This is a genomic window from Microbulbifer maximicatervae (SeqCode) (assembly GCF_052467305.1).
Genome location: NZ_CP174306.1, coordinates 2,298,582 through 2,323,975, shown reverse-complemented (window position 1 = coordinate 2,323,975; position 25,394 = coordinate 2,298,582). Strand labels below are relative to the sequence as shown.

Below are 25,394 nucleotides of genomic sequence, written 5' to 3'. Positions count from 1 at the left end.
GAGCAAAATTCATCCCACAGTCGAAGTAGGCTGAAATGCAAAAACCTATTGACGATCGGTTTTTACCACTCTACCATCATTCAAAGAATAGTTTTAATCTCTGGAATAATGGTCTATGCGACTTGGCGATCTTGAAAAACAGGTGCTCCAATACCTCTGGGATAGAAAATCTGCGGATGCCAAACAGGTCCACTCGGACTTGAGTAGGGCCCGTGGAGGTTCTCTTAACACCATCCAGAGCACGCTGGATCGCCTTTACAAGAAAGGTTTGCTGTCTCGGGAGAAGCAGGGGCATGCATTCCAATACAGCCCGGCAGTGGAGCGCTACGAGTTTGTCGGACAGCTGATTCAAGATGTTACTCGTGAGTTCGTTGATGATGAGAACGGGTTGGTTGCCGCATTTACCTCCATCTCATCGGAGTTGAGCGAAAGCCAATTGGAGCAGCTGGAGCAGTTGATCGAAAGCCAGAAGATTAAGCGCCAGCAGGGTGAACGCTAATGATTTTGGGGCAGGTTGCACTCTGGCTAAACCTGCTGACTATTGTAGCGCTTGGTCTGTTTGTTGGTATTTTACTGGTGTCAGCTGCCAGCCTTTCCGTTTCCCGGTATTCACTTAGCTTTTCTGCCTGTAGCCGGCGTTTACTGCTGTGGAGCGCGGTATTGCTGCCGTGGTTCGCGGCTTCCACCGCCGCTGTTATCCTGGCTTTCCCCAGCCTTTTGGGAGGCGTTGCATCACTGGCGCACTGGCACCATATCAATGCTTTTAACCTCTACAGTTGGCACGGTGTTTTTACTATTGCGTTTCTTTTCTTTAGCGGTTTTTTGGCGTTTCAAAGTTTTAAACGAGCTCATCGCCATTTGACGCAGCTTCGTTTGTTAATGCAACTTTGCGAAAGGGATAAGTCTGACCAAAGTATTATCCAGGCAAAGGGGCCCCAGGCTTTCACCAGTGGTCTGCTCCGTCCACAAGGGTTTTATACCAGCGGTCTGCGAGACCAGTTATCAGCGGAAGAGTTTGAGGTGGTGCGCCTGCATGAGGAAGCACATGCGCAAAAATTTGATCCTCTGAAGAAATTAATATTCGCTTTATTTGCCAGCTTTTTCCCTACGCGTTTGGGGAATTACCTGAATCGGCAGATGGCGCTGTGTATGGAGCAGCGTGCAGATGCTTATGCCCATAGGCAGGGGTGGAGTGAGACTTTTATCGCCCAAACCCTACTTAAAGTAACCCGTATCTCCAATGGGTTGCATCCCAAAGAGAGAAGTTCAGCAATGGTCTGTTATTTCGCTCTTGACCAATTGGATGCTCGTATTCGTTACTTGCTGTCTGATGATAAGGGGCGCAGCTTACCCCCCTTGTTATTAGCTGGAATGTTTGTGGCTCTTACAGGCACTTGCCTTGTTTCGGTGGACGCGCTCCACCACACCGTCGAAACCCTTTTCTCCCACTAAGGAAGCCGAAGTGTTTAATTGTCTGCGTTTAGTCATAACCAAAAAACCGATCGTCAATCGGTTTTTTTTGGCCGGAGCCGTGTTCTTTTTAGTCGTATTAAGTGGACCCCTTAGGGCAGAACAGGGCGAGGAGTTATCGGGACTTACTTATGAACAGGCAATTCTTAAAAGCTTGCAAAATCACCCTGAACTGGCGGGTTACCGATATCAGTTTGAGGCTGTGGATGCTTTATCCAAGCACGCCAAGCTTGGACCACGCCCGGAGCTTAGTGTTGCTGCCGAGGGGGTGGGGGAGGAAAAGGACAGCGATGGCAACGGCAGTTCCCAGGTAACAGTAGGCATCAGTTGGCTATTACAGGGTGATCTCGCAGAAAAACGTGTATTGGCTACACGCAGTAAGACTTCCGTGATTGAGGCCGAAAAGCAGGTTCTTGAGTTAGAAGTTGCCGCTAATACTGCGCGTTACTTTTTCCAGGTCCTGGCGCACCAGGAACGCCTGAAAATTGCTAAAACAGCTGTCGACCTGGCTCGCAATATGACCGCTGAAATTAATCGTCAGGTTAGTGTTGGCAGAACGAATGAAGCCGATGCTTTTCGGGCTGAAGTCGATTTGCAGCGTCGACTCTTAGCTGTGGAAGATGTCGAACACGAATTGGATATTGCCAGATATCAATTAGCTGCCCAGTGGGGCTCCAGAGAGCCCAGCTTTCTTGGGGTGGCGGGCTCTCTTTCCAGTGTCATTCCAGAAGTTGATTTATCTAGATTGCGAAGCTTGGTTGCGAGCAACCCAAATTTGGAAATATTCATGAGCCGCGAGCGCGTGAAGCAGGCGGAAATTGATTTGGCACGTGCAGAAGCGGGCATTCAGTGGCGGATTGATACAGGAATTCGTCGCAACGAAGCGAGCGGAGATTATGGATTGGTGGCCGGCTTCGCAATCCCACTAGGAAAGGGCGATCGCAATCGCGGCAAGGTATCTGCTTTGAGGGCGGAACAGAATCGTTTCCGAGCAGAAAGAAATGCGAAAGAGATTGCATTGGATACACAACTCTTTGTGATGACCCAAAGGCTACAGCATCACCGGCACGTGGCTGCCGCCTTGAATGAAAAGATGATTCCCAGTCTGGATAAGGCGCTCACCGCTACGCAAAAAGCCTATCGACGTGGCCGCTATAACTACTCGGAGTTGGCTCTAGCCCAACAGGGGCTTAGCGATGCGCAGCTTTCACTGCTCCAGGCACAGTACAACGCACACCTTAGCCTGATTGAAATTGAAAAACTTACCGGCCTGTCATTGGCACAGATAAGCGAGAGCGAGATATGAGATCCGCAGTTTTTTCCAGCCTGATATTCGGTGCTTTACTTTCCTTGTTCCTAAGTGGCAGCGGCAGTGTGTATGCGGCCGGAGCTGTCGCAGAGGCAGAACCGGAAAAAGGGCCCAATCGTGGGCGAATGTTGAGAGAAGGTGATTTTGCCGTTGAGCTAAGTATTTATGAAACTGGTGTTCCTCCGGAGTTTCGGGTTTGGGTGAGTAACGATGGAGAGCTGGTTAATCCTCGTCAGGTTGATCTTAAAGTGGTTCTTACAAGGCTTGGAGATGGAGAGGATCACATCGAGTTCAGGCCTGAGGGGAATTATCTGCGTGGCGATATGGTGATCTATGAGCCCCACTCATTTGTTGTGACTCTAACAGCCAAGTACCAGGGGCACGAATACCGTTGGCAATACGATAATTTTGAGGGGCGAACCCGTATCGAATCCGGTATTGCTGAATCCATGGAAATTGATACGGAAACCGTCGGCCCCGCCAGGATGAGTGAGACCAGCCGCGCTTATGGCAGGCTTATTGTAGATCCAGAGCAGGTACGTGAAATTAGTGCGCGTTTCGATGGCTTTGTAGAAACTGTGCAGGTGGGGTTGGGGGAGCGCGTTAAAAAAGGGCAACCTCTGATTACCATTAACAGCAATCAAAACCTGAAAACTTACAGTATTAAATCCCCCATTACAGGTGTGGTAATTCAGCGCAATGTAAACCCTGGTGAACAGACCGCAGGTAGAGCTTTATTAACGGTTGCCGATGATACTGCCTTGTTGGCAGAGCTGGATGTTTTTCCCTCGATACGCCCCCAGGTTCGCCAAGGCGCGCCCGTTTCCGTAAATATCAAGTCCCTGGAAACTCCTCTGCTCGGGGTAGTGAAACAAATTGATACTTTGATGAAACCTAACCAGGCCACCGCCGTTAGAGTGTCACTGCAAGATATTCCCGCAGGCCTCGCACCAGGTTCTTTTGTAAGCGGCGATATCCAAGTTGCTGAATATGAGGTGTCCCTCGCCGTCAAGCGTTCCGGTTTACAAGCGTTCCGCGATTTTACTGTCGTTTATGCCAAGGTGGGCGATCAATATGAAGTACGCATGTTGGAGTTGGGGCGTGAAGCAGGCGATTGGGTTGAAGTGCTGGGGGGGATTCGACCGGGAATCGAATATGTCACCGGTAACAGCTACATCATTAAAGCGGACATTGAAAAGTCCGGTGCATCCCACGATCACTGAGGGTTCGACATGCTTGAGTACTTGATAAGAACCTCAATTCAAAATCGCGGGCTGGTTATTGCCCTTGTGCTACTACTGTGCGGTTTGGGCATTTGGAATTTCACCCGGCTGCCCATTGATGCGGTACCGGATATCACCAATATCCAGGTGGTTATTAATACGGAGGCACCGGGGTATACCCCTAAAGAAGTTGAGCAACGGGTTACATACCCAGTGGAAAATGCAATGGCTGGTTTGCCGAGCCTTGCTTATACACGCTCCGTTTCGCGGTATGGATTGTCGCAGGTTACGGTGATTTTTGAAGATGGCACCGATATTTATTTTGCTCGCCAGTTAGTGAATGAACGGCTCACTAGTGTGCGTGGTGCACTGCCTGCTGGTTTGGAGCCGGAGCTTGGACCCATCGCCACAGGTCTTGGCGAAATCTTTATGTTCACAGTGGACTCCGAACCCGGAGCCACCAATGCTGATGGCAGTGCGGTAACACCTAAGGACTTGCGTTCGGTGCATGACTGGATTGTGCGCCCGCAGTTATTGCGTGTACCAGGTGTGGTGGAAGTCAATCCGATTGGCGGATTCAAGAGAGAAATTCTAATTGCTATAGAGCCAGAGAAACTGCTGGCATTTGGCCTGACCCAGGAAGACCTGATTCGCTCGATCGAGGAGAACAATCGTAACCGCGGTGTAGGCTTTATTGAACATAGTGGCGCCCAGTGGTTGTTGCGGGTTCCGGGGCAGGCAAGCTCGTTAGAGACACTGAAGGATTTCCTGGTTGCGGAAGTGAATGGCGTTGCTGTTCGCCTTGGCGACTTGGCCAAGATCGAAGAGGGGCGCGAAATGCGTACCGGGGCGGCTACTCAGAACGGCAGGGAAGTGGTGATGAGTACCGTTTTCATGCTGGTTGGCGAAAATAGTCGCACCGTTGCAGGTGCAGTTGGTGAAAAGTTAGAGGATATCAAACAGAGTCTACCACCAGGTATCACATTGACTGCGGTTTATGATCGTACCGGTCTGGTTGACCAGACATTGCGCACGGTCCAAACCAATCTTATGGAAGGTGCGCTGCTGGTTATCGCGGTTCTTTTCCTGCTGCTGGGGAATGTTCGCGCAGCAATTCTCACTGCACTGGTCATTCCGGTGGCCATGTTAATGACCATCACCGGCATGGTGCAGGCCCGCGTAAGTGCAAACCTGATGAGTCTGGGGGCGCTGGATTTTGGCTTGTTGGTGGATGGGGCCATCATTATTGTCGAGAACTGTTTGCGACGCCTCAGCGAATCCGCCCGCGAGCGTGGCCAGTTAGATCTAAAAGAACGGCTTACCCTGGTATTCCAATCGACGCGGGAAGTGATTCGCCCGGCCATGTTTGGTGTGTTCATTATCACAGCAGTGTATTTACCCATTTTTGCCTTTACCGGAGTGGAGGGCAAGATGTTCCATCCAATGGCTATTACCGTGGTGATTGCGCTGCTTTCTGCGATGTTTCTTTCCATCACTTTGGTGCCAGCCGGCATAGCACTGCTATTCCGCAAACCGGTGATCGAAAAGAAAAACCCTGCACTTGAGAAGTTGAATAGCATTTATCGCCCGGCCTTGGAGTTTGCACTGCGCCAGCGTGGCATGGTTGTCGCTATTGCTGCGCTACTGGTGTTGGTTTCCGGTTATACGGCAAGCAGAATGGGTAGCGAATTTGTGCCGAATCTGGATGAAGGCGATATTGCCATGCACGCCTTGCGTATTCCCGGCACATCCTTGGAACAAGCGATTGCACTACAAAAATCCCTGGAGGAGCGGATTAAAGAGTTGCCCGAAGTGGAGCGTGTATTCGCCAAAATTGGTACTGCGGAAGTGGCTACCGATGCGGTTCCCCCAAGTGTTGCCGATAACTTTATTATCCTGAAACCCAGGTCTCAGTGGCCAGATCCGGATAAGCCAAAAGAGCAATTGGTAGAAGAGCTGGCAAAGCTGGTAGAGCCAATCCCCGGCAACCGCTATGAATTTCTCCAGCCAATCCAGATGCGCTTTAACGAGCTTTTAGCAGGGGTGCGTGCGGAATTGGCGATCAAAGTCTTTGGCGATGACTTTGAGCAATTAGAGCGTTTGGGCGGTGAAATTGAAGCGGCTATTGGCAGTGTAGAAGGCGTTGCTGATATACAGATGGAGCAAACCAGCGGTTTACCGGTTCTCGCCATTGTTCCTGACCAGGCCGCACTAACCCAGTATGGGCTGGCTATCAATCAGGTACAGGAGCAGCTGGCAACCGCCCTGGGAGGTACGGTTGCTGGCCGCTTTTATGAGGGAGATCGCCGCACCGATATTGTTGTGCGTTTGCCAGAGGTATTGCGCCAGGATTTGGATGCGCTAAAGAAACTGCCGATTCATCGACCCAATGGCAACTATGTGCCCCTGGAGGAAATTGCCAGCTTGGAACTCACTGCCGGTATCAATCAGGTTTTCCGCGAGAACGGTAAACGCAGGGTAGTGGTAACGGCCAATGTTCGGGGTAGGGACTTGGGTAGCTTTGTTGCTGATGTACAGCAGTCCGTTTCCGATAAAGTGGAAATACCACCCGGTTACTGGGTTGAATACGGCGGAACCTATCAAACGCTACAGTCTGCTACTGAACGCTTATCGATTGTAGTGCCGCTGACCCTTGTGTTGATTATGGGACTTCTCCTGCTGGCGCTTCGTTCCATAAAAGATGCGGCAATTATCTTTACCGGTATACCCCTCGCATTAACCGGCGGTGTGCTCTCTTTAATGTTGCGGGATATCCCTTTCTCCATTTCCGCAGCCGTTGGTTTTATCGCACTTTCCGGGATTGCCATCCTTAACGGCCTGGTGATGGTTTCCTTTATTCGCGACCTGCGAGACCAAGGTTACAGCATAGAAAAGGCCATTATTGAGGGCGCACTGATCCGCTTACGTCCGGTCATTAGTACCGCACTGGTTGCCTCACTCGGTTTCGTGCCCATGGCGCTGAATACTGGTATTGGTTCTGAGGTACAGCGCCCACTGGCTACGGTGGTTATTGGCGGTATTGTCTCATCAACAATCCTGACACTTTTAGTGTTGCCGGCACTCTACAGAATTTTACATGGCAGGAATGCCAAGTCTGAGAGCTTACAAGATAACCCTGAAGTGGCTCTGGCTGGAGCCAGTTAACTCGGCCTGTGTGCGCTTTGGTTCACAAGAATTTAGAAATTTAATAACGGGAGATAGTAACGTTGCACAATAGTTTAAAAACAGTTTTCGGCTTGATGGCGCTGATAGCAGGTATGGTGATATCTATGCCGCTATTTGCCCATGGAGTGGACGATGCTACCAAGACTTTTCTTGCCGGCAACGAAGGGGTATCTATTATTCCCTTTCTATATATTGGCGCCAAGCATATGGTGACTGGCTATGACCACCTGCTGTTCCTGGTGGGAGTCATTTTCTTTTTATATCGATCAAAAGATGTTCTTATCTATGTAAGCTTCTTTACTCTCGGTCATAGCTTAACCCTTTTATTTGGAGTGCTTAACGACACCCATGTGAATGCCTATTTGATCGATGCCATTATTGGATTATCCATTGTCTATAAAGGCTTCGATAATCTCGGCGGCTTCAAGCGGGTTTTTGGCTTCCAGCCTAATACCAAGGCTGCCGTACTGATTTTTGGACTCTTCCACGGTTTTGGTTTGGCAACCAAATTACAGGAGTTCAAGCTGTCCAGCGATGGGTTGGTGGAGAATATCCTGGCCTTTAATGTCGGAGTAGAAATTGGTCAGTTTGTTGCGTTGCTGTTTATTCTTCTCGCCATCAATTATTGGCGTCGCTTTGACAGTTTCCTGCGCTTTTCCACCATGACAAATACCTTACTAATGAGTGGTGGACTGATGTTGGTGGGTTACCAGGTGACAGGCTACTTCGTAGGTTAGATAGCCAGAAAGTGACTTTATAAAGTTAATTGAATAGAAAGAACACAGATTTAGAGCTTACAGAATGAATACAACTGAAATGCCAGTGCAGACTGCACAAACGCTGATTAAATCCACACTTGCTGCTGGCGTGCTTGCAGCCATTATGTTGACCACAGTAATCCTGCCAGCTGAATATAATATAGATCCTACTGGAATTGGCAGAGCACTGGGGCTGACTGAATTAAACAGTCAAGAGCAGAGAATTGCTGTACCAGAAATAGTGCAGCGCGGTGAGCAGACCTTTGCTTATCGGACTGACACCACAACTATTGAAGTGCCCGCTGGCCGTGGGATTGAATACAAATTTCAATTGGATAAATACGGCCATCTGGAATATGAGTGGGTAACGGAGAGTGGTGAACTTTACTTTGATTTTCACGGCGAACCCACAGGCGATACTACCGGCTACTTTGAGAGCTTTGCTATTGCTACCGCAAATAAAATGAGTGGCTCTCTCACTACGCCTTTTGATGGTTCCCATGGCTGGTATTGGAAGAATAACGGTCAGGAATCTGTGAAGATCACTCTAAAAACAAAGGGGTTCTACGAGGTTATTGGACTCAAACAGTAACGTTTTTTATCAACATTCGCTAAAACCGAGAAGAAAGAGAGCATTATGAACAAACTTATTCGAGTCATCTGTGTATCAGTTACCTTAGGCTTCGCAAATCTTGCTTTCGCCCATGGTGATCACGAGAGAGACAATTTTGCTACCGTATCGATGGCTGAGGCTAAGGGCATCGCCAGCCAGGAAGTGGCTCGCCTAATCAAAGAGGGCAAGCTCAACAAGTCCTGGGCCGACATGCCACTCAATGCTGCAATACAGCGTGTTGATAACCAGCGACAGTGGGTGGTTACAGCGAAAGAGCAGAGCGGTGTTTTGAACCAGCAGTTGCAAGTCTTCCTGAGTGCTGAAGGATATTTTCTTTCTTTCGAAGTGGTGAATCGTTAACTGATAGGTTTATGTTCAGGTAGCGGCAGATTCGCCGCTACCTATTATTTTAATAGCCTGGCTCGAGCAAGAGTTATAGCTGTTTTTTTGTGTTATTAAGTAGGTAGATTTGGTAATAAACCCTGTTGATAGAGGTGACTATCCAATTTGCCAGTTACTCAGTTGACTCAATACTTACAACAACTTTCCCCATAGCTTGCCCACTTGCCAGCCGTTCATGGGCCTTGCCAATATCAGGCAAACTATAAGAAGTTTCATCAAGCACAGGTTTGAGATCGCCTGCTTCAGTAATGGCTTTTAGTGCTTTTAAAATATGTCCGTGTTCCTCACGGTGATAATTGTGTAGCATTGGAATTAACATAAAAATGACATGCAAAGACAAGCCTTTAAAGTGAGCAGGCGTCAGGTCAAGTTCTACCATGGAAACGGTAGTAGCTACTTGGCCGTTGAGTTTTGCCGCCTCAAAAGAGTTCGTTATATTTGCACCACCGACTGAGTCGAATACTATATCGAAGCCTGCTCCGTTGGTGTACTTCAGTACATATGACTCAACCGACTCAGTCCGGTAGTTAATCGGCGTTGCCCCCAGTTTTTCAATCATTGCCAGTTGAGGATCTCCGGAACCTGTTGAGTAAACATCAGCACCAAAGTGACGAACCAGTTGTACAGCTATATGACCCACACCGCCCGAGCCACCGTGAACAAGAACACTTTGTCCAGGCTTAACCCCCGCACGCTGTAACCCTTCGTAGGCGGTTATGCCTACTAAGGGCAAAGCTGCTGCTTCCCGCATGGTCAGGTTCTCGGGTTTCAGGGCAATTAAGTTCGCGTCTGCAACAATATATTCGGCTAATGTTCCCGGCAAGTCAGCCAGTCCACCTGCGCAGCCATAGACTTCATCTCCCACTTGATAATCGGTTACACCTTCGCCAATCTCTTCAACAACACCAGCGAAATCCATACCCAATATTGCCGGGGCTTTCGGTGAAAGGGGTAATGCAGGTCCCATTTGGCGAATCATGGTATCTACGGTATTGACGCTGGTTGCTGATATTTTAATCAGCACATGGCCAGCTTTGGTGGTCGGCTTGGGTACTTCAGCAGCTTCAAATACGTCTGGGCCGCCAAAGGTATTTACAATCATTGCTCTCATTTTGATTCCCAAAAAGTGTACTTTCTGTAGAGTTTTGTCTAAGTGTCCGAAGTAAGTAGGGCATCGCAGTCTGTAAATCATCGAATGCCCAATTGCTACTGCTAGTTTATTTTTTGTACATCCATAACCAGTTGGTTCCAGTTCCGCTGATTTTCAATATCGTGTTCCAACCCTTGTTCATCTGCGATAGAGAAGCGTTTTAGCGCAGGTGTTTTACTGGTTGCTTGATACAGCCAATAGGCCTCCGCTTTTAGCGCTTCACCGATAGGTTTATCGATGGACTCATAGACCGCCTGCTTACAGGCATTGATTGATTCTGCTGGAAATTGAGCGATTCTCTTCGCTAGGCTATCGACATACTCGCCAATTTCATCTGGCTCTAGTGCTTTGTTGATTGTGCCGAGGCTTTCCGCTTCGTCAGCATCGAAATCACGGGCGCTGAGAATAATCTCCAGCGCTTTACCCAGTCCTGTCTGCCGAGCCATCCTTGATGCGCCTCCCCCACAGGGGAGGATTCCCATACCCACTTCCATTTGCATGAATTTATATTTTCCTCGGGCTGCGAAACGCATATCGAGTGCCAAGGCCAGTTCATGGCCACCACCTCTAGCGAAGCCTTCTAGTTTGGCGATCGTTGCTTGGGGCACCTTACTGATGCGTTCACAGATAGCCTGTAAATCCAATAGTTGGGCTTCTTCGCGAGATACAGCTTCGTCAGACATATCTTTCAGTAACTCAGTATCGTAATGACATACCCAAACTTCCGGATTTGCCGACTGAAACACAACGACTTTGGTTTCTCGATCCCGTTCCAGGCGCATTGCCAGGCTGTTTAAGTCGGCCAGCATTTCTTGCCCTTGGACATTCACGGGACCAAAGTCAAATGTCACAGTTAGGATTCCGTCATCTTGCTTCGCCGTGAATGTGGTAAAACCTTCATATTTCATGGTGAATTCCTTTTAATTGAATACGTTAACGTCTTAGGTATTTTTAATGCCGAGTTTGTCGAGAGTGTTCTCAATTTCTTCAATAAGTACCTTTCTCTTTTTCACATCAAGCGCGTCTGGGTGCGGCTGGGACCAATTGCCTATGTCATTGTCAAAGTATTTACCGCTAGCGTTTGAGAACTCATCATCGAGTGCCGCCCGTACCAATATGTTGGCGCCGATACTTAAGTCTTTCCCTTGAGTTCCGTAGGCATCTTTCACCATTTTGCTACCCAGAAATGAGGCGGGATTGATTGCGATAAATTGCGGGGCCTTGTTACCAAGTGATTGGGCTAGCTGGAAGGTCCACATGGTGAGAGCCAATTTGCTTTGAGCATAAGCGTCGCTGTCGGATACTTGTTGGTGGCCTTTGAGCGCTTCGATGTTCACAGTTGCTTGCGCTGCAGAGGATAGATTAATAATGCGGCCATTGGCGCTAAACAGCGGCAATAGCTGTGTCGTTAACAAGTAGGGGGCAATAGCATTTACGATAAAACGAACATCGTAACCCGTGTCGGTTATTGGGTTCTGTACTTTAAATACGCCGGCATTATTGATAAGAACATCAATATTTGAATATTGAACTTTTACCATTGAGGCCAGTGCTAATACATCTGATAAATTGGATAAATCTGCTAGGAATGTATCTATGTGGGCCTTGGGGTAGCTTTGCTTTATTGCTTCTTTTGCACTTTCTAGTTTTGTATCGCTGCGGCCATGTAAGAGCAAAGTATGATCCTTTGCTGCCAGTATTTTTGCAGTTTCTAATCCGATACCGTCAGTACCGCCTGTCAACAAAATGGTCTTTCGCATTTGTTATTCCTTTTCATTAAAATGTGGGAGAATTAACTCCGAAATTGCTCCAAGTGTTTCTTCAATATTTACCCGGTTAAATCGGAGGTTAAGAGCAACATGGTTAACTCCGATCTCTTCTCGCGATTTAAGGTATTGGTATAATTGGTTAATTCCCAGTCGATATCCCAAGTGTATGGGGTGTGGTAGGGCATCCGGAGTTTCAGTTATATCAATATAAAGAGGTTCCATCACTGGCTTGTCAATGGCAGAGTTATCTCTCAATTGGCCAATAAATTGTTTTTGCGTGATGTGTGGGCGAGGATAGGTGATCCAACCATCCCCGTTGTTAAAGAGCCAGTCTGGGGACTGCTGAGAGGAGCCCGTTATCAATAAAGGCAGCTTTGTTTTTTCTGGTTTGGGCAATATGTCCAGATCGCCCGAAATTGCTCCAAAGTAACTCTGAAGTTGGGGGTAGGGCTCTGCTACACGGCGAATATATTTATAGCTCTCCCGGAACAGTTTCCCTCGCTCCTGATACGAAACATTCATCGCAGGATATTCTTCCGGACGGTCGCCACTGGCGATCCCTAGAATTAAGCGCCCGCCTGAGATTTGATCAACAGAGGCAGCAGCTTTTGCGATATGCGCTGGGTGACGTAAGGGCAAAATGATGCTGGCTACGCCGAGGGCAATTTTCGATGTCTGGCCTGAGAGCAGCCCAAGGTAGACGAATGGGTCAAAAGTTTGACCCGCATCGCCAAAAGAAGGCACATTGAAGGGGACATCTCTAAGCCAAATCGCACTAAACCCCAGTTCTTCCGCAAGTCGAACCTTTTCAACATGATTAAGCATTGTTGGAACCGGATTCGTGGCGTAATTCTCTATGGGAACCACAAGTCCCACCGTGAGCTTACCTGGCCTAAATACAGCGTTGTAACCGGCATTGATACTAGCAAAAGAGCCACCTTGAGCTTGGTATTGAGAGTGCACTGAGGTAGCTCCTATGCTTACCGGATAGGAGAGGCTTGGCGGCCAAAGGTGCTAACTAGATCACTATCAGCGGCTTGGGCCTGGCCAATTTTTGTGCCGCCGTTCATAAACACTCGCACATGCATCTTTTATCTCCCACAAAGCCTAGGCCAGTCGTCAATCAGTACTGGCTCGATCTATTATTCAAGACTAAATCATTGGAATTGGTGTATAAACGACGTATAAATGGAATTAGAATTCGGTTTTTGGAGATAATAAGTGGATACAAATGGGGTTCGGCTATTCGTGCTGGCCGCAGAGATGCTGAATATAAGCTCTGCGGGGCGAAGGCTTGGATTGGCTCCCTCTGTAGCCAGCGCCCGCTTGTCGAAGCTTGAAGTTCAGCTGGGGGCGGACCTTTTTCATCGATCTACCCGCAAGGTCTCACTGTCCATAGAGGGGGAGGAGTTCCTGCCTTTTGCCCGGGAGATCATCGCACAAGAGGATGCGGCATTTGCTGCGCTGGGGCGTGGAAATTCCTCCGTGAGCGGAACACTCAGGTTTGCGGCATCGAGCACTTTCGTTCAGCGTTTTATCGCGCCTATCCTGCCTGAATTCCTGGAAAGGTACCCTGGCGTCAATGTTGAGCTGAAGCTCTCAGACACACAAGTCAGCCTTATCGAGGGTGGCTTTGATTTGGCGCTGCGCAATTATGCGGTTGAAGACAGCAGCTTAATTGGTAGGAAGCTTGCGGATGACAAGCGAGTTCTATGCGCTTCTCCCAATTATTTGAAAAAATATGGTGTTCCCGAAAAGCCGGAAGACCTAGTTGCGCATCAGCTTTTGGCCTTTATCAATTCAAAACCCAGGAAACTCATATCTGCGAGCGATCAGACTACTTATCAATTCCCACCTTCAAACAGCAAATCTCGGGTGACTTGTGATGATGGCGCCAGCATGCGTATCGCTGCAAAAGCAGGGGTGGGAATTTGCATGAGTTCTGTCTGGAATATCAAAGCAGAAATTTTGGAGGGTTCCCTGGTTCGAGTGCTGCCAGAATATTATATAGATGATCAATCAGCCATTTGGCTCGTATACCCCAAGTCCAATGTTCTGACATCTAAAGTGCGAGTCTTTATTGACTACCTGATTGAGAAAATCGGAAAACCGCCGGTTTGGGAATAGTAGATTGTTGCTTCATCAAAAGGAATCCACTTCACATGGGTATGCGCAAGCTCTGTTCTGCATAGCATAGGTAGATTAATTTCGCTCCTTAAGGGGGAAGATCTCGGTGCTCAGCTAGAGGTCTTTTTTCTTTCAGGTAATAATTCACGGCTTGATGCGGCCTCCCTTTTCTAGTCTGGTAAATTCTCTATCTGTTAAGAATATATCCATTTACAAGATATCTTATACGTCTAGTAGTGATACTTCAGTTGTATAAACCAATCCCTCTCAATTTAAAAGGCCAAAATCTAAAAAAATATGCCCAAAACCTAAAGGCCGTACTGCGAACTGCGTGTAGGCTTAAGTTTTAGAACAAACTGGGAATCTTTTGGATACTTTAGGTCATACGATCCACGGACTTTGATATTTTTTCAGCCTTTCCTTTGCGTATGAATTTTGTGTAAGGCATTTTTCAAGCCAAGCTTCCTAAGAATTTGGCTTTATTAATTGGATTCAAAAGATTAATTCAGTTTGTGTTCACAGATGCAGGCCTATAAACAAGTCAGGGTTAAGGGCGGTGAGCAAGTTCTTAACCTTGGCGTATTTGATAATAGTAGTCGGATTAGTGCTTATTTTTAGAGGCACAAAATATAGATTTAGTAGTTTTACATTCATCGTAATAAATTTCTATAAATAGCATTTATTTAGCTGATCGAAATTTATATGTAGGCTGCCCCGAAACAGGAAGTTAATACATGGACCTTATATTTAACAATGCTGCATTGCGCCAAAACCTTATAGGCTGCCCGGCTTCTCATGCAGACGCATTTAAAACTACTGCAGCATCTCACCGTTGCGTTATCATCGTTCGCGCAACAGGGCCAACGTGTACTCAATTACTTGAGCAGGGATATGATACAAAGGGCTTTAGGATTCATGGGAAGTCATGTGATTGGGGGCCGATGGCTGGTTTTGTTTTACGAGACCCCCGGTTAAATAAACACGGGATGAGAAAAGCGGCCTATAACCGCGCCCAGCATCAAGAGGCATTCACTGATAACAACTCTGGCGCGGGATGGACTGCATCAACAACACCGCTTCGCTTGCATCAGGAACGGGTTGATTGGCTGATTCAGAACGGAAAGATCAATGTTACAAGAAAAACTCAAGATCGTTACGAAGGTATAGCCAGCCACCCCAGTGGCATTACTTTTCACTATTCTCTTATCAGGGTTAACACATGCTTGGGAGATATGTGGGGTGTTTATGTTGATAAGGAAAAGAGCAGACAGTCAGGTTTTATCCAGGAGCGGGGTAATATCGTTGTTCAGTATGACACTAAGTACAAAGACATGTATGAGCCGCTACTGGCGATGACCAATCCAGTGGAGCATCGTCATTTTCGAAATGAGCACCCTCTGAATGCCATTACCGGGGATTACGACTTATTTGCTATTTGGCCATTTAAGCAGGGGGCAAAGAGGTTTGATCGATATGGAGATGATCGCCGTATTCTCGGCACTGCTCAAGCTTGGTCGCAGCGCCAGCATATCGAAAATCAATTGGAGAGAAATTTCACTACCCAAGGGCAAGGCACTAAACTGGGTAATATAACTAATCGGATTTATGAAGTAAGCCAGACACTCAATTCCACAATTGGTGGCATTCGCAACCCGAGAGCTGGAGCTGGGCATTGGGGGCCATTCCCCAGAAGAAATGTACTTTGGCACAGTGATGAAGCCGCGCGTCCCTATGTCAATGACATAGATTTACCCCTTATTGCATTTACTCCTGCTCGCAGTGAAGTGGTTATTCAAACTTTGCAGGCTTTTAGAGAATTTATCGCAATGTGTAGAATACATGGTGTCCATGTCACTTTGGCAGAGGGTTGGGCAATGAACCCTACCAATAATAAGCCCGACCGATTGGGGCAAGGGTATGGAAGATTTGTACCTCGCGACTGGCACTTTGGTCAGTGGATCGTTCCACCTTGGTACAATGCTTAATAGAGTTATTATGTCGATGTCTGTGGTTACTTGAAAAGTAGCCACTACTTCTCCGGTGGCTGGTTGTCAACAGCGTTTTTGGAGCGGTCCTTTTAGGTAAAGTAGATGATTCTGTGTATATTTGAGATGTTCAATATATACAGAGAGAGGGTGTGTGCGGAAACAAATACATTTATCCAGGCGGCAGTCAAGTGAGGTGCTCCAATCTAGTCAAGCTCACCATAAGCTTGTGGAGCAATTCATAGAGCATCAATCTACTTGAAAGTCTGACAAGGGGTTTCTACTTCAGGTGGTAGCTCTCGTGGAATGCGCAAGGTTGTAAGGGGGGAGACGGAATAGTACTAAACTGACATCAAAGATAAAATAGGAATTTGTTCTCAATTTTTTGTGTAACTAACTTTGAGTGCTGTTAAGCCATTTAATAATTTCTTTATGTTCAACTTCTCCTATTGTATTCATGCTTGGGTGATATCTGCCAATAATTTTAATTAACTTTACATTGTCTTTTTTCAAGTTTTCATAATCCACATAAGGAGATATTTGGTCTGAATCTGAGAGTATTAGTAGTGTTGGAACCTTGGAGGACTTTAGGAGTGGTGTTATCTTCGTGTCATCCAGATTGATTTTGGCTTTCTCTAGAGCCAGAATTGCACCCTTGCGAAAGTCTTTTTCAGGGATAATTTTGCTAAGTAGTGGGTGGTCACGTTTTGCATAATTGTACACAGCTTCATCAAATGATGGCATTGGAGCCGAAAGAATAATTCCGCTAATGTCTTGTCGTTGGGAAGAGATATGGGCTGCCGTTAGTGCGCCCATCGAATTTCCCAGAATATAAATATCCTCATCTTTAATGACGCCCTCTTTAATTAAATTGTCAATGAGGTGGTTAATATAATTGCTGTCATCCACCCCGTATTTTTTATTGCCACCTGAATCACCATGACCGAGAAGATCTGGAACAACAACCTGAAACCCAAGAAAACGGAAGTATAAAGCTGAATTGATCATAAAATCTTTTGATGTGCGAAATCCATGCAATAAGATTACGGTACCATCGTAACTCCGCTCCATAGAGTTTCTGGTTAAATCGATTTTAACATTGTTCTCTTTGTCGCCTTCTCCATGCTTTACGGAGTACTGAAGTTTGTTATCGGTTAAAGGTGGACCATAGTAATAGCTAATACAGTTCTTTTTTTGCAGTGGGCAATATTTGTCTTTTTTGAAGTCTAAGTCTTTAATTTGATCGGCAGTTATTCTGTTGTTAAAAGAATAATCTTCAGCATTGTCTATAAAGCTTGCGATCCTTTGGGAGCAGGCTGAAGTAGCTAAGCATGTTAAGGTAATGGCGAGTACTTCAATTAGAGATACTTTGGTTTTCATGGTTTTTGACTTTAGGAGGTTGCGGTAATTTACTCGCAGGATTATTCGTTTTTCTCTTGCCTTTGATATGTGCCATATAGGCAACCAGTTCTTCTGCCTGCAAACCTGCTGTGAGGGGTACTTCGTTCATAATTTAGGGCTTTTCCAACTTTTGCCCTTGTTTTGCGAAGGGGGCTTAGGAGTCTGCTGAGGTATTGTGTTTCGAACCAGCGTACGCCTAAGATGAGTACTAATTACTTGAGCCGGCTTGTACTTCTTCTAGGCTAGCATGTGCCACTTATGTTGGGAGTCTAGGGTTTTGCCGAATAACTAAAGTGACCACTAAACCCCTTCTTTGGTTGAGAGGGCTGTCGGCTATCCTCTAAGGCAGCATGAATACCTCCATTCCTCAAGGTGCTACGGTGTTATATCTAGTCACAGCAAAGCGTGAGGCCGAGTATGGTGCTTACCTTTGCTTGCTGTAGTTGCGTTCCAGCATTTCCTGGCGACTTTTTTCTTCAAAAGAGAGTTCTGCAGTGGGCCTTAATAGCAGTCGCTGCAAACCGATCGGATCCCCACTTATCTCACAGTACCCGTAAGTGCCATCTTTAATCTTCTCTAATGCCCGCTGGATCTTGCGCAGAAGTAGATGCTTGCGGCCTGTAAAGCGTAGGTGTTGCTGGTTCTCCTGCTCTGCGGCCGCTCGGTCCAGGTCATCAGCTAAGGCAAGGTTCGTGGTTGCAATAGCCTGCTGTCCCTGTTCAACCTCTGCCATTAGGTCGCTTTTCAATTCCATTAGACGATGCTGGAAGAAGAATAGTTGTTTTTCGTTCATATAGTCTGAGGCGGGCATCCCCAGCAGTTCTTGCTCACTGATTTTTGGCATTCCATGAATCCCCTGTTCCATAGCTCACGTTGACTTGAAATATTAAATTTATGATATAACATATCATCATATTGGCTGAAGTGTATGTGGTTGTCTTGGGTTCTCGTAGATTAAAAGGATTGTTGTGAGAGATACTTTAGGAATTTTGGCTTCTGGGCTTTGCTTGCTGCACTGTCTTTTGACTCCTTTGTTACCGGTATTGGGAGGTTTGGGGATATTGGGTGCTTTACAAGAGGACCAGTTTCTCCATTTGCTGTTGCTTGTACCCGTGGTAATTCTGGCCTTGGCCAGCTTCCCAGCCTCTTGCCGACGCCATCAGCGCTACGCGGTAATGATTGTTGGTTTCTCCGGGGCATTGCTATTGGTTGGTGCGCTATATATCGAGGGGGTATGGGAGCTAGTTGCCAGTGTTCTTGGTGCAGGCTTATTGATTGTTGCCCACTGGGTAAACCTGCGCTTGATTTATCGGGATGCTTTAGTCGAGTAGGTGAGGGTCATGAAACTTGCAGGAGCATTGTTTGTTGCGTTGTTTTGGGCCGGTCCAGTCGCTGGGGAAATGGGAAGTCATATTCACGGTAAGGCGATGATGTACCTGGTGGCCGAAGCAGACAGAATCAGTGTCGAGCTGGAGTCGCCCACAGTCGACCTGGTGGGATTTGAGCATGCGCCACGTAACGATGCTCAAGAGCGGCTGTTAGAACAGGTTGCTTTTAATCTATCCAAGCCAGACCATTTTTTGGAGTTTGTCGGTGCTCAGTGCCATCCCTTAAGTGTGGAAGTTAAGGCGCCATATAGCGCAGAAGTTACCAGTGACAACTCAGTGCACAGTGGTTTCCGTGCTAGTTACCAATTCAAGTGTGATAATCTGGCAGAGTTCAACAGTGTCATTGTTACCCTGTTTGAGAGGTTTCCCGGTATTCATGGGATTGCAGTGCAATGGATCAGCTCCGGTCGTCAGGGGGCTGAACTGCTCACTGGTAAAGACAACAAATTGCAAATGAAATAGGCTATGAAAGCATCCCAAATCAAACAGACCCTGAGTGTGGCGGAACAAACCTGTCGCAGTTCAGGTGCCCGCCTGACTGAAAAGCGTAAGAACGTTCTTACCGTGTTGTTGCGGTCAAAAACTCCGCTCTCTGCCTATGAAATAGCGGAGCATTACAATGGTGACTTTGGCGACTCAATTCCCGCCATGTCAGTCTATCGAATGCTGGACTTTCTGGCAGCAGAGAACCTGGTTCACAAACTCAATTCAGAAAACAAGTACCTGGCCTGTGCTCATATTGCCTGTGACCACAGCCACCAGACTCCACAGTTTTTAATCTGCAATCGCTGCAGCAAAGTGCGGGAAATTGGCATTAGGCCCGAAGTCATTGATGCATTGCGGGATACGGTTGAAAGTGCTGGATATCATCTCCAGACATCCCAATTGGAGCTGGATTGTGTTTGTGATGAGTGCAGCCGGGATGCAGCTTAGTGGCAGCTAGTCAGTTAATACGCGGGGTACCTGCCAACGTTATCACTGGTTTTTTGGGCGTCGGCAAGACAACGGCTATCCGGCATCTCCTGGAAAGTAAGCCCGCTGATGAGCGCTGGGCTGTTCTGGTCAATGAGTTTGGAGAAGTGGGCGTTGATGGCGCACTTTTTGAACCAGAACAGGAAGGCAATATTTATATTCGAGAGGTACCTGGCGGCTGTATGTGTTGTGCTGCTGGTTTGCCGATGCAGGTTGCTTTAAACCAGTTACTGGCTAAGGCCAGGCCCCATCGATTAATAATTGAGCCGACAGGCCTGGGGCACCCTAGAGAGGTGCTGGCGGCTTTGTCTGATGCAGTGCGCGGCGGTGTGTTGAACCTTCGCGGTACGCTAACTTTGGTCGATGCTCGCTGTATTGAAGATAACCGCTACTTACGTAGTGAGACTTTTCGGCAGCAATTAGAAGTTGCTGATCTGGTAGTGGCTAATAAGTCTGATCTCTACGGCCCCGAAGACTTGCAAAACCTTCAGCGATTTCTCTCGTTCTTAGGTGAGGGCGCTGAAAAACCGCTGCAAGTGGTGGAGCAGGGGCGTATCGAATTGGATTGGCTCCAACTGCCCTGCAGTTTTCAGGTCTCGTCGGGGAGTGACCACCACCACCCAGTAACTCAGGCGGCGGATGAGATTGAGCTATTGCCGGAGTGTGGCTATCTCCGCTCAGAGAATAGCGGAGAGGGTTACTACAGCTGTGGCTGGCGTTTTAGCCCTGAATTTATATTTGATTATGATGCGCTCTTTTCACTATTCAGTGGCACTGACGCTGAGAGAATCAAGGGGGTATTTATTACCGAGCAAGGTGTATTTGGATTTAATAAGGCTGACAAAGTGCTTACAGTTTTAGAGCTGGATGACACATTGGAAAGCCGGGTAGAGGCGATTAACCAAGCGCGTTTGGATTGGGATGCAATGGAGAGCTCCTGGATCGCTGCCCTGGCGGATAACCAGGGTACCGAAACAAAAGTGTTTTACGAATCCAAATAGCTATATGGCCAGGTATTCAAATCTGGCCTGGCTTATTAGAAATTTTTGCATAAATTCGGTCATTTTTTCGCGGCCGTATTCCGTAAAGTTTTAATCTGACGTAAATCTCTGAAGTAAACCAATGAATATAAAATTACTCGGCCGCTTAACTGTGGCATGGCTTGCTATGTCCGGAACCTCGGGCAGCTTTGCCGCAGACCCCCTCAATGTTACCGGTGATAAGTTCCGCCAGTTGGAGGAGCTACTGCCGACACCTAACAGCTATCGCACAGCTTCGGGAGCCCCTGGTCATGCCTACTGGCAGCAGCAGGCGGACTACGATATCAAGGTTTCATTGGATGATGATAAGCAACTGATCACTGCTTCAGAGACTATCACTTACACCAATAATTCGCCGGACACCCTGCGTTACTTGTGGGTGCAACTGGATCAAAATCGCTTCAAGCCAAATTCCTCTGGTAATTTGGCGACGCCGGTTGATATGGAAGCTATTGAACCGGACACCATTCCATTTAAGAGTTTTCGTCGTGCAGTAGTATCCGGTGAATTCCCAGGCGGATACCAGATTACTAAAGTGGCTGACACTCGGGGTAGGGAGCTTAGCCATACTATTGTCGATACCGGGATGCGAATTGACTTGCCCCAGCCTCTGGCCTCAGGTTCCAGCGTGAGTTTCCAGATTGACTGGGCTTACAAGGTTATTGAGCAGAAAGCACTGGGTGGGCGTTCCGGTTATGAATATTTTGAGCGCGACGATAACTACTTATACGAGATAGCCCAATGGTTCCCTCGTATGGCTGCATATAACGATGTTAGCGGCTGGCAAAACAAGCAGTTCTTGGGGCGCGGCGAATTTGCGCTGGAGTTTGGGGATTATCGTGTTGCTATCGAGGTGCCGGCGGATCATATCGTTGCTGCAACCGGTGTTCTTCAAAATCCCAAGGATGTATTGACCTCCAAGCAGCGCGAGCGTTTGAGAAAGGCTCGAGTAGCCAGTAAGCCTGTGATGATTGTCACTAAGGATGAAGCGCTGGAGAACGAAAAAAGTCGTTCAAATAAGCGTAAAACCTGGGTATTTGAAGCTGAGAATGTACGTGACTTTTCTTGGGCTTCGTCACGTAAATTCCTGTGGGACGCACAGGGTTACAAGAAGGGTGGAACCGATACGATGGCTATGTCCTTCTACCCGGAAGAGGGCGCTCCACTGTGGGACAAGTACTCAACAGAGTCCATTATTCATACAATAGATATTTATAACCGCTACAGTTTTGACTATCCCTATCCGGTCTCTATTTCCGTCAATGGCCCTGTGGGGGGAATGGAATACCCCATGATCACCTTCAATGGTCCGCGCCCTGAAATTGATGAGGAGGACCGCAGCAAGCGTACTTACTCTCGCCGCACCAAGTATGGGCTTATCTCTGTGATCATTCATGAGGTGGGGCACAATTATTACCCTATGATCATCAACTCTGATGAGCGTCAGTGGACCTGGATGGATGAGGGCCTGAATACCTTCGTACAGTTCTTGGCTGAACAGGAATGGGAAGAGAAGTACCCATCCCGCCGTGGCGATGCACGGAAAATTGTCGAGTATATGAAGAGTGAAAACCAGGTTCCGATCATGACGAACTCGGAGTCTGTGCTTCAGCTTGGTAACAATGCCTACGGTAAGCCTGCAGCTGCACTGAATATCCTGCGTGAATCCATTATGGGGCGTGAGTTGTTCGATTTTGCTTTCCGGGAATATGCCCAGCGTTGGAAGTTCAAACGCCCTATGCCTGCGGACTTTTTCCGCACTATGGAAGATGCATCAGGTATGGATCTTGATTGGTTCTGGCGTGGCTGGTTCTATACTACCGATAATGTCGATATCAGCCTTGATGCGGTCCACCATTACACAGTAGGCACCAAGAACCCTGAAGTGGAAGGTCCCTGGAAACGGGCCCAGCATGAAAATGAGCCAGACACTATCACTGTAATTGAAAACCGCGAACGAAAGCTGACTCGCATCGTTGATGGTAAGCCGGAGCTGGAAGACTTCTACAACAAGCACGATGAATTTGATGTCTCCAATGCGGACCGCAATAGCTACCAAAGCCAACTTGAAGGGCTTGAGGACTGGGAAAAGGACATGCTCAAAGTAGAGAGCAATGTCTATGTAATGGACTTTAGCAATATTGGCGGCTTGGTAATGCCGTTACTCCTGCGCCTGGAATATGAAGATGGAAGTATTGAGGACTTACGTATCCCTGCGGAAATCTGGACTCGCAATGCTAAGAAAACTTCCAAGATGCTGGTGCGGGACAAGAGCAAGGTACTCAAGTCAGTAGTGCTCGACCCCCACTGGGAAACAGCAGATGTTAATGTGGAGAACAATTTCTACCCACGCCGAATTATCAAGTCTCGCCTGGAGCTATTTAAGGATGAGAAGCCGCGTAACTTGATGAAGGATTGGGATGTAGAGCTTGAAGAGGAAGATTAAGCCTTGGAAGAAGTGCAGCTCTGCGGCAGTGGGCCTGGAGAGCTGCACTTAGTGCTCTTTACTTAACGTATCCACCTGAAACATTCATTGTGTTGTGGTAGTAATTGATGAAAGTTTTATTTTCCTTCTTATTGATAGTAACGACCTCGATATTTACACTCCAGGCAAATGCACATCGCTATCATTTTGGTTTGACCGACCTCTCCGTAAACGAGCGCACTCAAACACTGGAGGTCTCCCATCGTTTTTTTGTTGCTGATATTGAAAAGGCCTTATCAATAAGTGCCAGTAAAGAATTGAATGAAGCACAAAAACAGATGGAGAGCTATGTCAATTCAAGATTCCAGATTAGCCAGGAAAATGGTGAGTTGTTGAAGCTCAATTGGGTAGGTGTGGAGTCCGATGTTCATGACATCTGGATATATCAGGAAATACCTTTGGTAGATATTTCCAGCAAAAAATTGAGTGTTAAGCAATCAATGCTTATGGAAATTGAGCAGGATCAAGTGAATACTATAAATGTCAATCGAGGTAAGAAAACCCAAAGTTACACCTTAAAACCAGGTGGGAGTAGGGTAGAGTTTGCCTTATAAGCTGGAAATTTATCAGATAGCATCTAATTTTGTGCTTGTCTGAAGAGCTGTAGTTCAGGGTTGACCTGACAGAAGGCCTTTTGAAAACCGGTAACTGTCAGATCAAATCTGAACTGATGCAGTCAAAAGCAGAATAGCTCAATAGGCTATACGTCCACTCTTGAGAAAAGTTAAATCACTTGCCCCGTTACCGGCATATATATCATGGTTGTATGGGAGTTGCCGTTATGATTACTATCTTTACCAAAAAAATGAGCCATATCTAGTAGCTCCCAACCGCCTGTATTTCCATCAGTAAAAACACAGTCACTTTTATTGCCTGCTCCATGACCATTTGAGGTATGAATCATTACATGTCTCATAACTCCTAAATTTGATAGAAAACCAACGAAGCAGCCCTCCGGCAAGGTCATTAAATCGTGCAGAGTATTAACTGATCGGGTTCTGGGGGTGGCTCCAAAAATTCTATTGTAGTTATTGTTACCAGTAACATTATAGTTTTTGTTGTCCATGGTTACACTTGGGCAGTTTACACCCTTGGCGCTCCAGGCACAGTAGAGAGCAGCGTCCCAGCATTGCAAACTGCTTAGTTTTGTATAAAGGGAAAGCTCTGGTCCTGTCAGAGTGCCGTTCATGAAAGCGGGTTTCGCATTTCCCATCGCCTCAGCTAACAGACGCGTTCTTCTACCTGGTGTTTGCCCCTCAGGGATTAAGGTCATTAGTGGCATTTTTGTTCCTTATTTTTATGCTTAGAAGTTGTTTTCTAAATGTTAATGCACCAAATGAATCGCATTGAAGCCATGATAAATGAATGGCGGACCTAACTGTTAGAAAAAAGTGCTATTTGTAATGCTGTGTTTTAGTCGGCTAATGGCAATCTCTAGATGCGACTCTTTATTTTATATTTTTTGATTAAATGGCCGCGCTTTGTAGGCGGCAAGTCGTAAAACCCTACTTGGTATCAGGGGTTTCATTTTCGTAATTTCCGTTTCAGATCTTTAGTTTGAGTAACTGTGATCTCTGGTATCAATTTCTGGATGTTATTAACGGCTTCATGTTGCTTGTAAAGGCAGTTGAGTTGAGGTCGCTATGGTTGTTTTAGGTTGGAGTAATAGCTAGATGTAAATCTTTCTTAAATTATCCGCATCGATGGGTAGGGTGTTTGGGTTTCCTTATAAAACTATTAATCTGGAGTCACATAATGCCAGTCGAGGCTATTGTGTCCTTTGGTTTTGGTGGTTTTTGGTTGTCTCCGGGGTTATATTCCTTCACGTACTTGTTTAAACCAGCTGAGTACTTTCTGGTGGTGTTCTTGCCCGTATAAGAGAATAAAATTACGGGTGTGGTAATTCTTGTTGTCCTGCAGTGCATTGATGCGCTCATCAACAAATTCTGGTGTTAGTTCGATGCCGCACTCTACCGTAATGCAATGTAGCCAAGCGTTGAAATTCTCTGGTACTACTGGCTGGGTCATAATAACTCCTAATTATTTTCTTGGTGCCTACGGGCCCTAAGGGAAGTTCTTGTGAAAACGCAGGGATTTATCTAAGTTCTTATTGAGG

The 25,394-nt window shown here is 46.9% G+C and carries 25 protein-coding genes; 16 read left to right on the top strand and 9 right to left on the bottom strand.

All coding sequences use genetic code 11. The features are described from left to right. Positions 1-115 precede the first annotated feature (115 nt). The 8 genes from ACJJI4_RS10270 (at position 116) to ACJJI4_RS10235 (ending at position 8,919) form a co-directional block, all read left to right on the top strand. Positions 116-499: a BlaI/MecI/CopY family transcriptional regulator gene (locus ACJJI4_RS10270; RefSeq protein ID WP_413662180.1), complete on the top strand. Its 384-nt coding sequence runs from the start codon at positions 116-118 to the stop codon at positions 497-499. Next, positions 499-1,452, top strand: a complete 954-nt coding sequence (locus ACJJI4_RS10265) for a M56 family metallopeptidase (protein ID WP_444927995.1) — start codon at positions 499-501, stop codon at positions 1,450-1,452. The genes ACJJI4_RS10270 and ACJJI4_RS10265 overlap by 1 nt, the downstream gene beginning before the upstream one ends. Before the next feature lie 10 nt (positions 1,453-1,462). Further along, complete coding sequence (locus ACJJI4_RS10260) at positions 1,463-2,776, top strand: TolC family protein (protein WP_444927994.1); 1,314 nt, start codon at positions 1,463-1,465, stop codon at positions 2,774-2,776. Then, positions 2,773-4,002 carry an efflux RND transporter periplasmic adaptor subunit gene (locus tag ACJJI4_RS10255; protein ID WP_444927993.1) on the top strand — a complete coding sequence of 410 codons (1,230 nt, stop codon included), beginning with the start codon at positions 2,773-2,775 and terminating at the stop codon, positions 4,000-4,002. Before ACJJI4_RS10260 ends, ACJJI4_RS10255 begins: the two co-directional genes overlap by 4 nt. A 9-nt stretch (positions 4,003-4,011) precedes the next feature. Then, entirely contained in the window at positions 4,012-7,167 is a 3,156-nt protein-coding gene (locus tag ACJJI4_RS10250) for an efflux RND transporter permease subunit (protein ID WP_444927992.1), read from the top strand. 62 nt (positions 7,168-7,229) lie between these two features. Further along, entirely contained in the window at positions 7,230-7,925 is a 696-nt protein-coding gene (locus ACJJI4_RS10245) for a HupE/UreJ family protein (RefSeq protein WP_444927991.1), read from the top strand. Between the two features lie 64 nt (positions 7,926-7,989). Further along, the gene (locus ACJJI4_RS10240) at positions 7,990-8,538 is read left to right on the top strand and encodes a hypothetical protein (RefSeq protein ID WP_444927990.1); all 549 of its coding nucleotides are present in this window, start codon (positions 7,990-7,992) and stop codon (positions 8,536-8,538) included. A gap of 45 nt (positions 8,539-8,583) precedes the next feature. Further along, positions 8,584-8,919 (top strand): DUF6488 family protein, encoded by a 336-nt coding sequence (locus ACJJI4_RS10235; RefSeq protein ID WP_444927989.1) that lies wholly within the window; start codon positions 8,584-8,586, stop codon positions 8,917-8,919. A gap of 154 nt (positions 8,920-9,073) precedes the next feature. Here ACJJI4_RS10235 and ACJJI4_RS10230 read toward each other — a convergent pair whose 3' ends face one another. From ACJJI4_RS10230 to ACJJI4_RS10215, 4 genes are all read right to left on the bottom strand, one after another. Continuing rightward, positions 9,074-10,072 carry a zinc-dependent alcohol dehydrogenase family protein gene (locus tag ACJJI4_RS10230; RefSeq protein WP_444927988.1) on the bottom strand — a complete coding sequence of 333 codons (999 nt, stop codon included), beginning with the start codon at positions 10,070-10,072 and terminating at the stop codon, positions 9,074-9,076. A 101-nt stretch (positions 10,073-10,173) separates the two neighbouring features. Beyond that, positions 10,174-11,019, bottom strand: a complete 846-nt coding sequence (locus ACJJI4_RS10225) for an enoyl-CoA hydratase/isomerase family protein (RefSeq protein WP_444913179.1) — start codon at positions 11,017-11,019, stop codon at positions 10,174-10,176. 33 nt (positions 11,020-11,052) lie between these two features. Continuing rightward, positions 11,053-11,871 carry an SDR family NAD(P)-dependent oxidoreductase gene (locus ACJJI4_RS10220; RefSeq protein ID WP_444927987.1) on the bottom strand — a complete coding sequence of 273 codons (819 nt, stop codon included), beginning with the start codon at positions 11,869-11,871 and terminating at the stop codon, positions 11,053-11,055. Between the two features lie 3 nt (positions 11,872-11,874). Continuing rightward, positions 11,875-12,843, bottom strand: a complete 969-nt coding sequence (locus ACJJI4_RS10215; protein ID WP_444927986.1) for an LLM class oxidoreductase — start codon at positions 12,841-12,843, stop codon at positions 11,875-11,877. Between the two features lie 258 nt (positions 12,844-13,101). Between ACJJI4_RS10215 and ACJJI4_RS10210 the strand changes: the two genes are divergently transcribed. Further along, entirely contained in the window at positions 13,102-14,007 is a 906-nt protein-coding gene (locus ACJJI4_RS10210; protein WP_444927985.1) for a LysR family transcriptional regulator, read from the top strand. A gap of 734 nt (positions 14,008-14,741) precedes the next feature. Further along, positions 14,742-15,992 (top strand): anthrax toxin-like adenylyl cyclase domain-containing protein, encoded by a 1,251-nt coding sequence (locus ACJJI4_RS10205; RefSeq protein ID WP_444927984.1) that lies wholly within the window; start codon positions 14,742-14,744, stop codon positions 15,990-15,992. Positions 15,993-16,385: 393 nt separating this feature from the next. Here the strand turns inward: ACJJI4_RS10205 and ACJJI4_RS10200 are convergent, their stop codons facing one another. The 3 genes from ACJJI4_RS10200 to ACJJI4_RS10190 all read right to left on the bottom strand — a co-directional run bounded on the left by ACJJI4_RS10200 (position 16,386) and on the right by ACJJI4_RS10190 (position 18,237). Further along, positions 16,386-17,372 (bottom strand): alpha/beta hydrolase, encoded by a 987-nt coding sequence (locus tag ACJJI4_RS10200; RefSeq protein ID WP_444913175.1) that lies wholly within the window; start codon positions 17,370-17,372, stop codon positions 16,386-16,388. Further along, the gene (locus ACJJI4_RS10195) at positions 17,347-17,502 is read right to left on the bottom strand and encodes a hypothetical protein (protein ID WP_282933011.1); all 156 of its coding nucleotides are present in this window, start codon (positions 17,500-17,502) and stop codon (positions 17,347-17,349) included. The genes ACJJI4_RS10200 and ACJJI4_RS10195 overlap by 26 nt, the downstream gene beginning before the upstream one ends. 315 nt (positions 17,503-17,817) lie before the next feature. Further along, positions 17,818-18,237, bottom strand: coding sequence for a TraR/DksA family transcriptional regulator (locus ACJJI4_RS10190; protein WP_444913174.1), 420 nt, complete (start codon positions 18,235-18,237; stop codon positions 17,818-17,820). 124 nt (positions 18,238-18,361) lie between these two features. Here ACJJI4_RS10190 and ACJJI4_RS10185 point away from each other — a divergent pair, with 124 nt between their 5' ends. The 6 genes from ACJJI4_RS10185 to ACJJI4_RS10160 all read left to right on the top strand — a co-directional run bounded on the left by ACJJI4_RS10185 (position 18,362) and on the right by ACJJI4_RS10160 (position 23,832). Further along, complete coding sequence (locus ACJJI4_RS10185; RefSeq protein ID WP_444927983.1) at positions 18,362-18,724, top strand: MerC family mercury resistance protein; 363 nt, start codon at positions 18,362-18,364, stop codon at positions 18,722-18,724. A 9-nt stretch (positions 18,725-18,733) separates the two neighbouring features. Continuing rightward, positions 18,734-19,243: a ZrgA family zinc uptake protein gene (locus ACJJI4_RS10180; protein ID WP_444927982.1), complete on the top strand. Its 510-nt coding sequence runs from the start codon at positions 18,734-18,736 to the stop codon at positions 19,241-19,243. A 3-nt stretch (positions 19,244-19,246) separates the two neighbouring features. Further along, positions 19,247-19,714 carry a Fur family transcriptional regulator gene (locus tag ACJJI4_RS10175; RefSeq protein ID WP_282933007.1) on the top strand — a complete coding sequence of 156 codons (468 nt, stop codon included), beginning with the start codon at positions 19,247-19,249 and terminating at the stop codon, positions 19,712-19,714. Next, positions 19,714-20,754: a CobW family GTP-binding protein gene (locus ACJJI4_RS10170; protein ID WP_444927981.1), complete on the top strand. Its 1,041-nt coding sequence runs from the start codon at positions 19,714-19,716 to the stop codon at positions 20,752-20,754. Before ACJJI4_RS10175 ends, ACJJI4_RS10170 begins: the two co-directional genes overlap by 1 nt. Before the next feature lie 121 nt (positions 20,755-20,875). Then, the gene (locus tag ACJJI4_RS10165) at positions 20,876-23,239 is read left to right on the top strand and encodes a M1 family metallopeptidase (protein WP_444927980.1); all 2,364 of its coding nucleotides are present in this window, start codon (positions 20,876-20,878) and stop codon (positions 23,237-23,239) included. 107 nt (positions 23,240-23,346) lie between these two features. Next, positions 23,347-23,832, top strand: coding sequence for a DUF6702 family protein (locus tag ACJJI4_RS10160; protein WP_444927979.1), 486 nt, complete (start codon positions 23,347-23,349; stop codon positions 23,830-23,832). Positions 23,833-24,002: 170 nt separating this feature from the next. Here ACJJI4_RS10160 and ACJJI4_RS10155 read toward each other — a convergent pair whose 3' ends face one another. Together ACJJI4_RS10155 and ACJJI4_RS10150 are read right to left on the bottom strand one after the other, a co-directional pair. Further along, positions 24,003-24,560: a hypothetical protein gene (locus ACJJI4_RS10155; protein ID WP_157953999.1), complete on the bottom strand. Its 558-nt coding sequence runs from the start codon at positions 24,558-24,560 to the stop codon at positions 24,003-24,005. A gap of 530 nt (positions 24,561-25,090) precedes the next feature. Beyond that, the gene (locus tag ACJJI4_RS10150; protein ID WP_413662157.1) at positions 25,091-25,306 is read right to left on the bottom strand and encodes a hypothetical protein; all 216 of its coding nucleotides are present in this window, start codon (positions 25,304-25,306) and stop codon (positions 25,091-25,093) included. Positions 25,307-25,394 lie beyond the last annotated feature (88 nt).

What these genes read in the sequence shown, in the direction of transcription:
- ACJJI4_RS10235 (WP_444927989.1), top strand. Translation starts at nt 8,584, where the DNA reads ATGAACAAACTTATTCGAGTCATCTGTGTATCAGTTACCTTAGGCTTC.
- ACJJI4_RS10250 (WP_444927992.1), top strand. Translation starts at nt 4,012, where the DNA reads ATGCTTGAGTACTTGATAAGAACCTCAATTCAAAATCGCGGGCTGGTT.
- ACJJI4_RS10205 (WP_444927984.1), top strand. Translation starts at nt 14,742, where the DNA reads ATGGACCTTATATTTAACAATGCTGCATTGCGCCAAAACCTTATAGGC.
- ACJJI4_RS10175 (WP_282933007.1), top strand. Translation starts at nt 19,247, where the DNA reads ATGAAAGCATCCCAAATCAAACAGACCCTGAGTGTGGCGGAACAAACC.
- ACJJI4_RS10165 (WP_444927980.1), top strand. Translation starts at nt 20,876, where the DNA reads ATGAATATAAAATTACTCGGCCGCTTAACTGTGGCATGGCTTGCTATG.
- ACJJI4_RS10230 (WP_444927988.1), bottom strand. Translation starts at nt 10,072, where the DNA reads ATGAGAGCAATGATTGTAAATACCTTTGGCGGCCCAGACGTATTTGAA.
- ACJJI4_RS10255 (WP_444927993.1), top strand. Translation starts at nt 2,773, where the DNA reads ATGAGATCCGCAGTTTTTTCCAGCCTGATATTCGGTGCTTTACTTTCC.
- ACJJI4_RS10150 (WP_413662157.1), bottom strand. Translation starts at nt 25,306, where the DNA reads ATGACCCAGCCAGTAGTACCAGAGAATTTCAACGCTTGGCTACATTGC.
- ACJJI4_RS10240 (WP_444927990.1), top strand. Translation starts at nt 7,990, where the DNA reads ATGAATACAACTGAAATGCCAGTGCAGACTGCACAAACGCTGATTAAA.
- ACJJI4_RS10155 (WP_157953999.1), bottom strand. Translation starts at nt 24,560, where the DNA reads ATGCCACTAATGACCTTAATCCCTGAGGGGCAAACACCAGGTAGAAGA.
- ACJJI4_RS10270 (WP_413662180.1), top strand. Translation starts at nt 116, where the DNA reads ATGCGACTTGGCGATCTTGAAAAACAGGTGCTCCAATACCTCTGGGAT.
- ACJJI4_RS10265 (WP_444927995.1), top strand. Translation starts at nt 499, where the DNA reads ATGATTTTGGGGCAGGTTGCACTCTGGCTAAACCTGCTGACTATTGTA.
- ACJJI4_RS10225 (WP_444913179.1), bottom strand. Translation starts at nt 11,019, where the DNA reads ATGAAATATGAAGGTTTTACCACATTCACGGCGAAGCAAGATGACGGA.
- ACJJI4_RS10190 (WP_444913174.1), bottom strand. Translation starts at nt 18,237, where the DNA reads ATGCCAAAAATCAGTGAGCAAGAACTGCTGGGGATGCCCGCCTCAGAC.
- ACJJI4_RS10195 (WP_282933011.1), bottom strand. Translation starts at nt 17,502, where the DNA reads ATGAACGAAGTACCCCTCACAGCAGGTTTGCAGGCAGAAGAACTGGTT.
- ACJJI4_RS10160 (WP_444927979.1), top strand. Translation starts at nt 23,347, where the DNA reads ATGAAAGTTTTATTTTCCTTCTTATTGATAGTAACGACCTCGATATTT.
- ACJJI4_RS10220 (WP_444927987.1), bottom strand. Translation starts at nt 11,871, where the DNA reads ATGCGAAAGACCATTTTGTTGACAGGCGGTACTGACGGTATCGGATTA.
- ACJJI4_RS10180 (WP_444927982.1), top strand. Translation starts at nt 18,734, where the DNA reads ATGAAACTTGCAGGAGCATTGTTTGTTGCGTTGTTTTGGGCCGGTCCA.
- ACJJI4_RS10200 (WP_444913175.1), bottom strand. Translation starts at nt 17,372, where the DNA reads ATGAAAACCAAAGTATCTCTAATTGAAGTACTCGCCATTACCTTAACA.